Below are 14,636 nucleotides of genomic sequence, written 5' to 3' on the forward strand. Positions count from 1 at the left end.
AGGGCGAATGTAATTCGCCCCTACAATTTATCTATTCGGATTATTTCGCCTTCAATCTCAAATAAACTGTTGCTAACGGCGGAATGGACACTGAAATCGAATTTTCTCGTCCGTGGCTTTCGATTTTTTCACTTGCGACACAACCAAAATTGCCCACGTTTGAACCTTCGTAATACATCGAATCGGTATTTAAAATTTCTTCGTATTTTCCTGCAACATTCACGCCGATGCGGTAATTGTGGCGAGGCACAGGGGTAAAGTTACTGACGACAATAATACGTTCTCCGTTTGAACTGCGACGTTCAAAGGCGAACACAGAATTTGCCGCATCATCAACGACAAGCCAATCGAAACCCTCTGGGGAGTTGTCGAGCTCAAAGAGCGGTCGATTTTTTTGATAAATTTGATTGAGGTCTTTAACCAGCTTCAATACGCCTTTATGCCAGCCTCCGCCAATATTTTCATCAAGCAAGAACCAGTCCAAACTTTCTTCGTAATTCCACTCACGACCTTGGGCAAATTCATTCCCCATAAAGAGTAATTTTTTGCCTGGGTAGCCCCACATATAACCGTAATATGCACGCAAGTTAGCGAATTTTTGCCACGTATCACCTGGCATCTTGCCAAGAAGTGAATATTTACCGTGAACCACTTCATCGTGAGAAAGTGGTAGCACAAAATTTTCGCTGTATTGATATACCATTCCAAAGGTCATTTTGTTGTGATGATATTGGCGGTCAATGGGGTCAAGCTTCATATAAGCCAGCGTATCGTTCATCCAGCCCATATTCCATTTGAAATTGAAGCCCAAGCCGCCGTTTTCGCTTGGGTGGGTTACGCCTGCAAAAGAGGTAGATTCCTCCGCAATAGAAATTGCCCCCGCCATTTCGCTGTGAATTTTCCAGTTGGTGTGTTTTAGAAACTCGATGGCTTCTAAATTTTCACGTCCGCCGTATTGGTTTGGAATCCACTCGCCCTCCGCACGGCTGTAATCGCGGTAGATCATTGAAGCCACAGCATCCATGCGAATACCATCTACGCCAAAACGTTCAAGCCAATACAGTGCATTACTGGATAAGAAATTTTTGACCTCATTACGCCCATAGTTATAAATCAAGGTATTCCAATCTTGATGATAGCCTTCGCGAGGGTCTTCATGCTCATACAAAGCTGTGCCATCAAATGCGACTAAACCATGCGTATCACTTGGGAAATGCCCTGGCACCCAATCTAAAATCACGTTGATGCCTGCTTCGTGAGCACGTTTTACTAAACGGCGGAAGGCTTCAGGTGAACCAAAGCGACTGGTTGGCGAATAAAGCCCAAGTGGTTGATAACCCCAAGAACCATCAAACGGAAATTCAGAAAGCGGTAAAAATTCTATATGGGTAAAGCCCATCTCTTTTACATAAGGAATTAATTCATCAGCAATTTGATCGTAATCTAGCCAAAAATTGTTTTCTAAATTACGACGCCAAGATCCTAAATGCACTTCATAAATGGAAATCGGTTGATTCGCTTGATTTGCTTGACGACGTTGTTCCGTCATTTCGACCACATTTGGTAATGCACTCACTTGCGATGCTGTATCAGGGCGAAGTTGCGAACTAAAGGCAAAGGGATCGGCTTTCAAACGAAGATTGCCATGACAATCAATTAATTCAAACTTATAGAGCTGTCCTAAACTGGCTTTTGGTAAAAATAGCTCCCATACACCACTTTTTAGATGAAAACGCATAGGATGACGGCGACCATCCCAATAGTTGAAATCACCTACAATAGAAACTCGTCTTGCATTAGGTGCCCACAAGCGGAAATTCACCCCGCTCACACCATCACATTCCATAAAATGTGCACCAAGCACTTCATATGGGCGAAGCATAGATCCTTCAGAAAGTAGCCATTGTTCTAAATCGTCAATCATTGGATGAAAACGATAAGGATCTTCGATAATTTGTGCTTCATTACCCCAAAAAACCTGTAATTGATAAGCAAAAAATTGACGACAATTTGGAATAACACCAACAAAAAATCCACGCTCATCGACACAATCCAGTTCCGTTATTTCTTTACCACTTTCACGCTCAATCACCACCACTCGATTGGCATCTGGCAATAACGTACGAATTTCAATTCCGCGCTCAGTTTCGTGCATACCTAGCGTAGCAAAAGGATCACCATTGCTCGCATCAAAAAAACCATCAATAATTGCTTGTGTTACTGCGGTTGTCATATTTACTCCTTATACATTTCGCCCTTGGTTAATTTGCACAAAGAACGTTTTTAAAGCTTCATTGCTAAAAATAAACGCTAACGGTTGAGCAAGTTTCTTGCACCAGTTTGGGTATTCATTTGAGGTGCCCGGTAAATTAAAACTGATTTCTTGGCTAAGTAAATTTTCTAATTGCACACCAATCAATCGGCTGTTACTTTCCGCTAAATAATAATGGATCATTCGGTTTAAATGATCGTGCATCGCCATAGAAAGCGCATCGCCTTCATAATGCGGCGGTAAATAATTATCACGATGTAAACTATTTAATAAGGCTTGTTTATCCATAACACGTTGATCATATTTTTGCTTGAGCACTTCCCCATTCAGAATACCGAGTTGATTAAATAATTCTAAATCACGGCAATGCCAAAAACTTTGTAATGAGGGAACATCATGTGTACCAATAGTGGCATAAGCATTTCGAGGATAATCAGATATACGAGGAAATTCGCCATTTCGTTGGGCGAAATACAATACAAAATAAGAGAAAATTTGAAACTCGTTTAATTTCCACCTCACTTCATCAGGCACAGTGCCGAGATCTTCACCAATAATCAAACATTCATTGCGTACACTTTCAATGGCAAGAATCGCCATTAATTCATCAAAAGGATAATGCACATAAGCACCGTCAGCCGCAGTTTTTCCTTTTGGAATCCACCACAAACGAAATAAGCCCATAACATGATCGATGCGAAGCACACCGAAATATTGCATATTGGCACGTAGCATATCGATAAATGGTGTAAAGCCACGTGCTTTTAGCACGGTTGGATTATAAGGTGGCAAATTCCAATTTTGTCCTACAGGGCCTAACGGATCGGGCGGTGCGCCAATAGAGGCATTTACACAATATAAATCAGGATCGCTCCATAAATCAGCACTGCCACGAGAACTATTCACCGCTAAATCGCCATAAATACCCAACTTCATACCAGACTGTTTACAAAGATTTTGTAATGCGGAAAGTTGTTCTTCTATAAGCCATTGCAACCAAGCAAAAAATTGGATTTGCTCATGGTGTGTTTTTAATAGGGCTTTTCTTTTTACCGCACTTAAATATTGCCATTCCTTATGCCAGCCAAGCCAACCGATGGTATTTTCTTCTGCTTGATGATCGGCGTGTTCTTGCAAATCCAAGACATTAAATAAACCCTGTAACAACAAAGGTTCACCTTTGTTTTTTAAATAATCAGCAAAGATTTTTCGACGTGTCACAATTTCAGCGGATTGACTACGCTGAAAGAAATCAAACAGGGACTCAAGTGCGGTTAATTTTAAAGCCAAAATTGAAGAATAATCGACGCAATCACTTTCACGTAAAGCAGCAATTTTTGCTTGAATATCCTCACGCTTAAACCAATTTTGTACTGAACGGCAACGCTTAAATTCGGGTAAATCAGGAATGGTCAAATATAAGAAATTCAACCAACGACGGGAAGATGAACTATAAGGGCTAGCCCAATTTGGCACAGCAGGATATGGCAAATGTAATGGATTAATTCCCACATAATCTGCGCCTAATTTTGCACTTTGTTCAATCAAAGCAGCCAAATCGCCAAAATCGCCAATCCCCCAGTTTTGTTCTGAGCGTAAACTGTAAAGTTGCACATTCACGCCCCACACTTTTTTATTTTTTAATACGGATGGTTGAAAAGCTGTTTTAGGAGAAATAAGTAAACGAACGCGATACTGTTCAGTGTCAGAAAAAATAGATAATTGATAATAGCCAAAAGGAAGTGGAGGCAAAGAAAGTGCGGATAAATTTGAAAGTATTTTTTCTAACAGAATAGCATTAGATTCATCAATCAGCTGATAACGATATTCCGCAGATGGTGGGAGATCTAGACGATTGAGTCGATAATCAATCGGTTCATTTTCAAATGCAGCCAGTACATCGTCAAACTGTCCTTTCGCTTTTGGCGGAGGCTGCAAAAGCTCAACAAAAGTTAAAACCGTCTTTTCATCCGCAAAAATAAGATGCCCATCAATATCATAATGAGAAAGCGCGATTCCGCATTTTTCTGCTTTTTGTTTGAGAGAATCCGAGATTTGCATAGACACCATATCACAACTATATAACTCTTGTTAGGGATTATAGCTAAGCTGAAAGTGATGACAACCGGCTTTATTTAAAAGTGTGATCTTCGTCAATAATAAATTCAAACCAATCAATCACATCGCGTTCGTGGATACCATTTTTAATCAAAATATCCGCATTTTTTACAGAATGGGGAGAGCCAGAAATAAGCGGATGCCATTCAGGGAGTGTTTTTCCTTCATAAAGCAAACGATAGGCACAAGTATCAGGCAGCCAATGAAAATCAGGTAAATTCTTTTTGGTGAGTTTGGTGCAATCGGTTTCAATGTTAAAACGCTCTGAATAATTACCGCACTTTCCTGTTTCCAGATCTAAAAGATTACAAGCAATTCGGGTGTAATAGAGTTTTTGGCGTTTACCTCGCCCTTGAATATATTTGCGATAACAGCATTTGCCGCAGCCATCACATAAGGCTTCCCATTCAGATTCGGTCATTTCAAGGAGGGATTTGGTTTGCCAGAAATTGGGTTCAAGTTGCATACTGGATTGCATAGTTGATACAAATAAAAAGTGCGGTCAAAATCACGTTTGTTTTGACCGCACTTGGTTGATTAAAATTAGAAGCCTTCTTTTAAGCTTACTGTTAAGTTAAATACCAAATGTTCAGGACGGCTATCTTTACTATCTGCACAGAAATAACCCTCACGTTCAAATTGGTAACCTTTCTCTGCTTCTGCATTTGCGAGGCTTTGCTCTACAAAACCTTGTTTTATCACTAAAGAATTTGGGTTTAACACGCTTTCGATATCATCTTCAGCCCCTGGATTTGGCACAGTAAATAAGCGATCATACAAACGGAATTCAGCTGGATGATTATTAACCGCAGAAACCCAATGAATGACACCTTTCACTTTACGTCCATCTGCTGGATTTTTACCTAAAGTTTCAGGATCGTAAGTACAGAAAATCGTGGTGATTTCGCCACTTGCATCTTTTTCTACACGTTCCGCTTTAATCACATAAGCGTTACGCAAACGCACTTCTTTGCCTAATACTAAGCGTTTATATTGTTTGTTCGCTTCCTCACGGAAGTCTGCGCGATCAATATAAAGCTCTTTCGTGAACGGCAATTGACGTTCCCCTAATTCAGGACGATTTGGATGATTTGGGGCAGTTAAAACCGCTTCGCTTTCAAAGTTTTCAATTACCACACGAACAGGATCAATCACTGCCATTGCACGTGGTGCATTTTCATTTAAATCCTCACGAATGCAGGCTTCAAGTGCAGAATATTCCACCACGTTATCTTGTTTAGTCACACCAATACGGCGACAAAATTCACGTAACGAAGCTGGTGTATAACCACGACGGCGTAAACCTGAAATGGTTGGCATACGTGGATCATTCCAACCATCCACGATTTCATCATTTACCAATTTCAATAATTTACGTTTAGAGGTTAAAGTGCCTTCTAAATTTAAACGTGAGAATTCATATTGATGCGGTAATGGACGCTCAATACTGATATTTTCCAATACCCAGTCATATAAACGACGGTTATCTTGGAATTCTAATGTACAGATTGAGTGTGTAATACGCTCAATGGCATCAGAGATACAGTGAGTGAAATCGTACATTGGGTAAATGCACCATTTGTCACCTGTTTGGTGATGGCTTGCAAATTTAATACGATAAATTACTGGATCACGCATGACCATAAATGGCGATGCCATATCAATTTTTGCACGTAAACTTGCTTTCCCCTCTGCAAACTCACCGTTCTTCATTTTTTCAAATAACGCTAAGTTTTCTTCAATAGTGCGGTCACGATATGGGCTGTTTTTACCCGGCTCGGTTAAGGTACCACGATATTCACGCATTTCTTCTGGAGAAAGCTCATCCACATAAGCCAAGCCTTTTTTAATCAATTCAATCGCATAGCCATAAAGCGCATCAAAATAATCAGATGCATAACGCGGTTCGCCCTCCCATTTAAAACCTAACCATTCCACATCCGCTTTGATAGAATCTACATATTCCACGTCTTCTTTTACTGGATTGGTATCGTCAAAACGTAGGTTACATAAACCTTGGTATTCTTTTGCCAAGCCAAAATTCAAGCAAATAGACTTTGCGTGACCAATATGCAAATAGCCATTCGGCTCTGGCGGAAAACGGGTATGAACGCTTTTATGTTTACCCGAAGCTAAATCTTCATCAATAATTTGGGTAATAAAATTGTGAGTGCGGGTATTTTCTGCACCCAAAGATGTCTCTGTATGGCTCATCATTTTCTCTCGTTAAAATAAAAAAATATTCGGCTATTCTATACAAATCTAAGGGAAAATAAAGGTTCATCTCCTGTTCTTGCCATAGAAATACTAGATTTAAATAAAAGATTGTAAAAATTTGCCATAAAAAACCGCCACGAAATTATCGTGGCGATGTATAAATGCACAAAGTGCGGTAAGTTTTTTGAATGTTTAGCTTACCAAACCCAGCCAGCTCCCATTTGATAGGAAATTTTGCTGTTTTTGCCTGCATTCACGGCGATACCGCTTTTTAATGTGATGTAGTGGAGGGAGGCGTATCAACTAAAGCTGCCTAATTTTACGTCATATAGATAAAATATAAAGGAAATATTGTTTTTATAAATAAAAAGTGCGGTGAAAATCTCAAAAATTTTTACCGCACTTTATTGAAATAGAGTTTACATTACAACCACATCAAACTGTTCTTGGTTATAAAACTGTTCTGTTTTTACTTTTACTCGTTTTCCAATAAACATTTCCACTTCTGGCAGTAAACCGTGAGATTCTTCATTAATAAGATATTCTGAAACTGCTGGCGAGGCATAAACAACAAATTGTTCACTACTGAATAAATGATACACCCGAATAATTTCACGCATAATTTCGTAGCAAACTGTCTCAACAGTTTTCACCCGACCACGTCCATGACAAGTTGGACATTCATCGCATAGCACGTGTTCAAGGCTTTCGCGGGTTCTTTTACGAGTCATTTCTACAAGGCCTAATTGCGTAAAGCCATTCACATTAGTTTTCATACGATCTTTAGAAAGCGCATCACATAAAGATTGCAATACTCGATTGCGATGTTCATCTGTTTGCATATCAATAAAATCAATAATGATTATGCCACCAAGATTACGTAGTTGTAATTGCTGCGCAATGGCTTTAGTTGCTTCAATATTGGTATTGAAGATGGTTTCTTCTAGATTACGATGCCCCACAAATGCGCCTGTATTAATATCAATGGTGGTCATGGCTTCTGTTTGCTCGATAATTAAATAGCCACCCGATTTGAGATTAACACGTTTATCTAAGGCTGTTTGGATCGCATTTTCAACCCCATACACATCAAAGATAGGTTGATTGCCAGAATAAAGAACAAGTTTATCGCTTAATTCAGGCATAAATTCATCGGTAAACTCTTTCACTTCGCCAAAACAAAGTTTAGAGTCGATACGAATTTTTTCTAAGTTTGTGCCGATAAAATCACGCAAAATGCGTTGCGGAAGTGCTGGCTCACCGTAAATTTTTGATTTGGTTGGATATTTAGATTTACGTTCTAAAACTTTACGCCATAAGCGTTTTAAAAATTCAGCGTCTTGACGTAATTCTTCTTCGCTTGCCCCTTCTGTGGCGGTACGGATAATAAAACCGCCGAGTTCATCACAAAAAGGTTCAACCAACGCTTTTAAACGGGTGCGTTCTTCTTCGCTTTCAATGCGTTGTGAAACACCTACGTGGCTATTTTCTGGCATAAAAACAAGATAACGTGATGGCAATGTGATATCCGTTGTTAAACGCGCGCCTTTTGTACCAAGGGGATCTTTTACCACTTGTACAACAATATCCTGCCCTTCTCGTACTAATTCTGAAATGCTCTTAACTTTAAATTGCTTTTGTTCATTTTCATCTACACATTCCGTGTGAGATACAATATCAGCGGCGTGTAAAAAAGCCGCTTTTTCCAAACCAATATCAACAAAAGCCGACTGCATTCCTGGTAACACTCGAGTGACACGACCTTTATAAATATTTCCGACAATTCCTCGTTTAGCTTGGCGTTCAATATGCACTTCGCGCAACATTCCTGTTTCGACTAGCGCAATGCGTGTTTCGTTAGGCGTTACGTTCATCAATAACTCGACAGAATCCATTTTATATTCCTAATTTCTTAAATTTCATCAAATATTTAGTCTAAATAGAATAATAGCCCGAAATAAGGTAAAATGCACCCTTTCTGAAATTTTAACCTATTTTGGACTGATATAATGTTTGGATTCGACCCAACTCTTATTACTTTTACTATTTATATTTTCGGGATGTTGCTGATTGGCGTACTCGCCTATTATTACACGAATAATTTATCAGATTACATTCTCGGTGGACGTCGTTTAGGCAGTTTTGTGACCGCAATGTCTGCAGGTGCTTCAGATATGTCTGGTTGGCTTTTAATGGGCTTACCTGGTGCGGTATATTTATCAGGCTTAGTTGAAGGCTGGATTGCTATTGGTTTAACTATCGGGGCTTATTTTAACTGGCTTTTAGTGGCTGGTCGTTTGCGTGTTTATACAGAATTAAATAATAATGCACTCACTCTCCCAGAATATTTTCACAATCGTTTTGGTTCATCACACAAATTATTAAAACTTGTTTCTGCCACTATTATTTTAGTGTTTTTTACTATTTATTGTGCTTCTGGTGTCGTTGCTGGCGCAAAATTATTCCAAAATATATTTTCTGTGGAATATTCCACCGCACTTTGGTACGGTGCAGCGGCAACCATTGCTTACACGTTCATCGGAGGTTTCCTCGCGGTAAGCTGGACAGATACCATTCAAGCCACATTAATGATTTTTGCATTAATTTTAACCCCTGTTTTTGTGTTATTGAGTTTCGCCGATACCGCTCAATTTTCCGCAGTACTAGAACAAGCTGAGGCTGCCATAAATAAAGATTTCACGGATTTATTTACTTCTACCACACCACTTGGTTTATTAAGTCTTGCGGCTTGGGGATTAGGCTATTTCGGGCAACCGCATATTTTAGCACGCTTTATGGCTGCGGATTCTGTCAAATCACTTATCAAAGCACGCCGTATTAGTATGACATGGATGGTACTTTGCTTAGGAGGCGCAATTGGCATTGGCTTATTCGCCATTCCGTATTTCTTTGCTAATCCAGCTATTGCAGGCACAGTCAATAATGAACCAGAGCAAGTATTTATTGAATTAGCTAAACTCTTATTTAACCCTTGGATCGCGGGCATATTACTTTCAGCTATCTTAGCCGCTGTAATGAGTACATTAAGCGCGCAATTATTAATTTCGTCTAGCTCAATCACAGAAGATTTCTACAAAGGTTTTATTCGCCCTAAGGCTTCAGAAAAAGAGCTCGTATGGCTTGGAAGAATTATGGTGTTAGTTATTGCCGCACTTGCTATCTGGATCGCACAAGATGAAAACAGCAAAGTATTAAAACTTGTAGAATTTGCTTGGGCTGGTTTTGGTAGTGCATTTGGCCCAGTTGTACTTTTCTCTCTTTTCTGGAAACGAATGACATCATCGGGCGCAATGGCCGGTATGCTTGTAGGCGCAGTGACAGTATTTGCTTGGAAAGAAGTTGTTCCAGCTGATACTGATTGGTTTAAAGTATATGAAATGATCCCAGGCTTTGCTTTCGCCAGCCTTGCAATTATTGTTATTTCATTACTTTCCAATAAACCAGAACAAGATATTCTTAATACCTTTGATAAAGCAGAAAAGGCTTATAAGGAAGCAAAATGATCGACTTTCGCCCTTTTTATCAACAAATTGCTACTACAAATTTATCAGACTGGTTAGAGACCTTACCGCGCCAATTGAAAGAATGGGAAACTCAAACTCATGGCGATTATGCGAAATGGAGCAAAATTGTTGATTTTCTACCAGATTTACATGCTGATGAAATCGATCTAAAAAGTGCGGTGAAATCTGACCGCACTTCTCCCCTTTCAGAAGGTGAAAAACAACGAATTATCCATCATTTAAAACAATTAATGCCGTGGCGAAAAGGGCCTTATCATCTTTTCGGCATTCATGTAGATTGTGAATGGCGTTCAGATTTTAAATGGGATCGTGTTCTTCCTCACTTGTCCCCCTTGCAAGGTCGCACTATTTTAGACGTGGGTTGTGGCAGCGGTTATCATATGTGGAGAATGGTAGGCGAAGGCGCAAAAATGGTGGTGGGGATTGATCCTACCGAGCTTTTCCTTTGCCAATTTGAAGCCGTACGCAAACTGCTTAATAATGATCGTCGAGCAAATCTCATCCCGCTAGGTATTGAGCAAATGCAACCATTAGCGGCATTTGACACTGTATTTTCAATGGGCGTACTCTATCATCGTAAATCCCCATTAGATCATTTAAGCCAATTGAAAAATCAATTGGTAAAAGGTGGCGAATTGGTATTAGAAACGTTAGTGGTGGATGGCGATGTAAATACTGTACTCGTACCGATAGATCGCTATGCAAAAATGAAAAATGTTTATTTTATCCCCTCTGTCGCCGCACTAATCAACTGGCTAGAAAAAGTTGGCTTTACCAACGTACGTTGTGTGGATGTAGCGACAACTACATTAGAAGAACAGCGTAAAACTGATTGGTTAGAAAATGAAAGCCTGATTGATTTTTTAGATCCAAATGATCACAGTAAAACCATTGAAGGTTATCAAGCACCGAAAAGAGCGGTAATTTTAGCGAACAAATAAAAAAGGGAATTATTCCCTTTTTATTGTACTCGCGTTTCATATTTATAAAGAATAATACTCTAGTTCTACCGAAGTTAATGTGGATAATAAGGTTTCAGCCATCGTTTTATGGCTCAATTTTAATGCTTTTTCAGCCATCACAATTCGCTCAATATCACTCAATTTTCTATCATTTAAATACGCAAAATTAAGTGCAGTTTGCAACGCTGGCAAACTCGGATTAAATGCGGCGTTTTCTGCATAACGTCCTGTCACCACATCACCATTTTTAAATAAAATCGCAATGCCGTGCGGACTATTTGAATAAGGACAATGAGATTGATTTGCCGCTAAAATAGCTTGATTAACCAAATCATCTTGATGATCAGCAACTAAATCATGATTTTCTTCCGCCAAAAGATGCGCTGCAATATCAAGATCTTTTGGTCCAAACGCATCTGGTAAATAAGAATGTAATGGATTATTTTGGCTATGCGGCAAATGAATTGAAATTTTTTCAGCACCGTGCAATTCATTCATAAATTGACGACAATGTCCGCACGGCGTGTAATTGACCACCATATCTGAAATACGGCGTTCATTACGCAACCAAGCGTGAGAAATTGCACTTTGTTCCGCGTGAATCGTTTGCTGAATGGCTGAATTAGCAAATTCTTGATTCGCGCCGAAATAAAAATCCCCTTGTTCGCCAATAGCAATTGCCCCCACATTAAAATGAGAAATAGCAGTATGACTATAACTTGCAGCAAGTGGCAACAAGTGCATAGCCAATTTTAGTGGGGTAAGTTCAAAATTATGACAAAGCTGCTGCACTTGGGAATAATTTAAAAAACCAGCCCAATTTTGTGAACGAAGTTCATTCACTATAGCTTGATTAAGTGCATCATCTTGTGGCAAGGTGCGCTTAATAAGTTCTTGCATAACATATCCTTAGAAAAAATATTAAAAATTATAACTGTACTTATTAAATCAAAATTTATTGTTAGCCGCGATAGTTTGATTAAATATTCATTAAAACTGTGATCTTGATCACTTATTTGATAGCTTCTATTTATTACAATTTCTTAACAAATAAGGCTAAGACTATCAATTATATTGAATAGAACAATTTCACTTCAAATTATAGAAACGTATAATACCCATATCAAAGGGAGGGCATTAGCTCAATTATTCAACTAGAAAAAGGAAATTATTATGTCAAAAACATCAATCGGACTAGATAAAGTTCAATCAGCAGAATTAGCCGATAAACTTAACGAATTACTTGCAACCTACCAAGTTTTCTATACTAATGTACGAGGCTATCACTGGAATATTAAAGGCGTAAACTTCTTTGCATTACACGCAAAATTTGAAGAAATTTATACTAATTTAGTTGCTAGAGTAGATGAGGTGGCTGAACGTATTTTAACTTTAGGCTACACACCAAATAATGCTTACAGCCAATACTTAAAAATATCTCGAATTAAAGAAGATATTGCAGTAAGTGAGGCACAAGAATGTTTATCAGGCACATTACAAGGTCTAAAAACATTACTAGATCAACAACGTGAAATTCTTTCTTTTGCAAATAACGCTAATGATGAAGGTACTGCATCACAAATGAGTGACTATATTAAAGAACAAGAAAAATTAGTATGGATGTTCCAAGCAGCGTGCCAAACTTGCCATAATTAATGAATAAATTTCAACGCTAACGAAAACTAACCTGCAATTAATCTAACTCAATAAAGTTAGATAAATTTAATTTGTCTAAGATCAAATTTGATCTAGCAAATTACCTCAAAAGTAAGAGTTTCCTATTTAGAATAGGAATGTCAAATTCAGTCTGAATAAAGGAAACTCTTATACCTCTTATTCACAGTGATCTCTTTAAACTAATTTAGTCAATTTAGCCACTAAATTTAACGTTTTTTTAAATCAGTAAATAAATCTATAGAAATAAATATTGTAGAGCGTTAAAAATTGTGATTATTAACTATTTTATTATTTCTTGTCCAATTAGATAAAAAAAGCCCCTAAATAATTAGGGGCATTAAAAAGGAATTTATGAATAAAATCTCTAAAGTTTAGCTTCATCAAAGAAATCTCGATAAAACGCCGCCATTATATTGAGCAATCTAAAGAATAGCAAGAAAAATCTTTACATTTCTTTACAAATCTTTACATTTCAGCATTTCGATAATTACTTGGACAGTATTTTCCATGCCTTGTAAAGAAACCAACTCGTGTTTACTATGGAAATTATAGCCACCAGTAAAAATATTTGGGCATGCTAAACCTTTAGAGGCTAAAAATGCCCCATCTGTACCGCCTCGAATCGGCTTATGATTTGGTTTAATTCCCACCGCTTTCATTGCACGATCAGCAAGTTCAATTGATTGAGGAACGTTTTTTACCACATCATACATATTTTGGTAGCTATCTTGAATTTCTAACTCTATAGGCTTTTTCAAACCTTTTTTAGCATTAAATTTTTCCACCTGATTTTTAATAAAAGCTTTTCTTTGTGCGAAATTCTGTTCGTCAAAATCACGAATCAAATAGGTAAGCTCTACTTGCTCAATATCGCCAGAAAAATCTTCTAAATGATAAAAGCCCGCTTTCCCATCGGTTTTTTCTGGTACTTCATCAACAGGAAAAACTTGCTGAAATTCACAAGCTAAAGTCAGCGCATTCAGCATTTTTCCTTTTGCATAACCTGTGTGAATATTTCGCCCGAAAAACCGCACTTTTGCCGTTGCAGCATTAAAGTTTTCGTATTCTAATTCCCCTACTTCTCCCCCATCAATGGTATATGCCCAATCACAGGAAAACTTTTCCATTGGGAAATAATGGATTCCCAAACCAATTTCTTCATCAGGCGTAAAAGCAACACGAATATTGCAATGGGGAATATTCTCTTTTTGAAGAATGGAAAGTGCGGTCATAATTTCTGCAATTCCCGCTTTATTGTCAGCCCCAAGCAAAGTGGTTCCATCAGTAACAATAAGCGTTTGTCCGACTAATTTTTGCATAAAAGAATAATAAACAGGGCTAATAAATTCCTCGCCAATACCTAATGCAATATCTCCGCCACGATATTCTTCTATCACTTCTGGGCGTACATTTTTACCACTACATTGCGGAGACGTATCAAGATGCGCAACTAAACCAATGGTTTTCGTTAAGTTAGGATCATTAGCGGGTAAAAATGCTGTTACCACTGCATATTTACTTACTTCAACATTCTCCAAACCAAGTTGGATTAATTCTTTTTGTAACTGCATGGCTAACTTCATTTGCCCGACTGAGCTGGGGGAATGCTTCGCATGAGGTTTTGATTGGGTGTGAAAAGACACATAATGTAAAAATCGTTCTAAAAGTTCTGTTTTATCTATTTGAGAAATCATATTCTCGCTCCTTTTAAAAATATCTTTTTTAGTTTAACGAGAAAAATAGAAAACATCTTGATATATAACAATATTTATAAAATTAACGAAGTAAAATTCATCGAAAGTGCGGTTAAATTTCTCGTTATTTTTATGAACGGCAGTTTTTTAC

Annotated in this window: 10 protein-coding genes; 3 read left to right on the forward strand and 7 right to left on the reverse strand. The window is 38.2% G+C overall.

Annotation, left to right across the window (positions count from 1 at the left end):
• Window positions 1–40 precede the first annotated feature (40 nt).
• The 5 genes from glgB to rng form a co-directional block, all read right to left on the reverse strand.
• Window positions 41–2,233: a 1,4-alpha-glucan branching protein GlgB gene (gene glgB, locus K6J66_RS07515; RefSeq protein ID WP_038439871.1), complete on the reverse strand. Its 2,193-nt coding sequence runs from the start codon at window positions 2,231–2,233 to the stop codon at window positions 41–43.
• A 9-nt stretch (window positions 2,234–2,242) separates the two neighbouring features.
• Entirely contained in the window at window positions 2,243–4,333 is a 2,091-nt protein-coding gene (malQ, locus tag K6J66_RS07520) for a 4-alpha-glucanotransferase (RefSeq protein WP_192876819.1), read from the reverse strand.
• 70 nt (window positions 4,334–4,403) lie between these two features.
• Window positions 4,404–4,856 (reverse strand): YcgN family cysteine cluster protein, encoded by a 453-nt coding sequence (locus tag K6J66_RS07525; RefSeq protein WP_005650678.1) that lies wholly within the window; start codon window positions 4,854–4,856, stop codon window positions 4,404–4,406.
• Between the two features lie 77 nt (window positions 4,857–4,933).
• Window positions 4,934–6,604 carry a glutamine--tRNA ligase gene (glnS, locus tag K6J66_RS07530; RefSeq protein ID WP_038440250.1) on the reverse strand — a complete coding sequence of 557 codons (1,671 nt, stop codon included), beginning with the start codon at window positions 6,602–6,604 and terminating at the stop codon, window positions 4,934–4,936.
• A gap of 422 nt (window positions 6,605–7,026) precedes the next feature.
• Window positions 7,027–8,502, reverse strand: a complete 1,476-nt coding sequence (rng, locus tag K6J66_RS07535; protein ID WP_005687243.1) for a ribonuclease G — start codon at window positions 8,500–8,502, stop codon at window positions 7,027–7,029.
• 114 nt (window positions 8,503–8,616) lie between these two features.
• Here rng and putP point away from each other — a divergent pair, with 114 nt between their 5' ends.
• Together putP and cmoB are read left to right on the forward strand one after the other, a co-directional pair.
• Window positions 8,617–10,131: a sodium/proline symporter PutP gene (gene putP, locus K6J66_RS07540; protein ID WP_005687244.1), complete on the forward strand. Its 1,515-nt coding sequence runs from the start codon at window positions 8,617–8,619 to the stop codon at window positions 10,129–10,131.
• On the forward strand, window positions 10,128–11,093 hold the full coding sequence (cmoB, locus tag K6J66_RS07545) for a tRNA 5-methoxyuridine(34)/uridine 5-oxyacetic acid(34) synthase CmoB (RefSeq protein WP_038439874.1): 966 nt from the start codon (window positions 10,128–10,130) through the stop codon (window positions 11,091–11,093). Before putP ends, cmoB begins: the two co-directional genes overlap by 4 nt.
• A gap of 42 nt (window positions 11,094–11,135) precedes the next feature.
• Here cmoB and cdd read toward each other — a convergent pair whose 3' ends face one another.
• Entirely contained in the window at window positions 11,136–12,014 is an 879-nt protein-coding gene (cdd, locus tag K6J66_RS07550) for a cytidine deaminase (protein WP_038439875.1), read from the reverse strand.
• A 273-nt stretch (window positions 12,015–12,287) separates the two neighbouring features.
• Between cdd and K6J66_RS07555 the strand changes: the two genes are divergently transcribed.
• Window positions 12,288–12,770 carry a Dps family protein gene (locus K6J66_RS07555; protein WP_011962026.1) on the forward strand — a complete coding sequence of 161 codons (483 nt, stop codon included), beginning with the start codon at window positions 12,288–12,290 and terminating at the stop codon, window positions 12,768–12,770.
• A gap of 476 nt (window positions 12,771–13,246) precedes the next feature.
• Here the strand turns inward: K6J66_RS07555 and pepT are convergent, their stop codons facing one another.
• The gene (pepT, locus tag K6J66_RS07560) at window positions 13,247–14,485 is read right to left on the reverse strand and encodes a peptidase T (protein ID WP_038439878.1); all 1,239 of its coding nucleotides are present in this window, start codon (window positions 14,483–14,485) and stop codon (window positions 13,247–13,249) included.
• Window positions 14,486–14,636: the final 151 nt, after the last annotated feature.

Origin of the sequence: Haemophilus influenzae, assembly GCF_019703545.1 — a bacterium.
In the GTDB taxonomy this organism is placed as follows: Bacteria; Pseudomonadota; Gammaproteobacteria; order Enterobacterales; family Pasteurellaceae; genus Haemophilus; species Haemophilus influenzae_E.

Coding starts and splice junctions, on each gene's coding strand:
- glgB (WP_038439871.1), bottom strand. CDS start 2,233: ATGACAACCGCAGTAACACAAGCAATTATTGATGGTTTTTTTGATGCG.
- malQ (WP_192876819.1), bottom strand. CDS start 4,333: ATGCAAATCTCGGATTCTCTCAAACAAAAAGCAGAAAAATGCGGAATC.
- K6J66_RS07525 (WP_005650678.1), bottom strand. CDS start 4,856: ATGCAACTTGAACCCAATTTCTGGCAAACCAAATCCCTCCTTGAAATG.
- glnS (WP_038440250.1), bottom strand. CDS start 6,604: ATGAGCCATACAGAGACATCTTTGGGTGCAGAAAATACCCGCACTCAC.
- rng (WP_005687243.1), bottom strand. CDS start 8,502: ATGGATTCTGTCGAGTTATTGATGAACGTAACGCCTAACGAAACACGC.
- putP (WP_005687244.1), top strand. CDS start 8,617: ATGTTTGGATTCGACCCAACTCTTATTACTTTTACTATTTATATTTTC.
- cmoB (WP_038439874.1), top strand. CDS start 10,128: ATGATCGACTTTCGCCCTTTTTATCAACAAATTGCTACTACAAATTTA.
- cdd (WP_038439875.1), bottom strand. CDS start 12,014: ATGCAAGAACTTATTAAGCGCACCTTGCCACAAGATGATGCACTTAAT.
- K6J66_RS07555 (WP_011962026.1), top strand. CDS start 12,288: ATGTCAAAAACATCAATCGGACTAGATAAAGTTCAATCAGCAGAATTA.
- pepT (WP_038439878.1), bottom strand. CDS start 14,485: ATGATTTCTCAAATAGATAAAACAGAACTTTTAGAACGATTTTTACAT.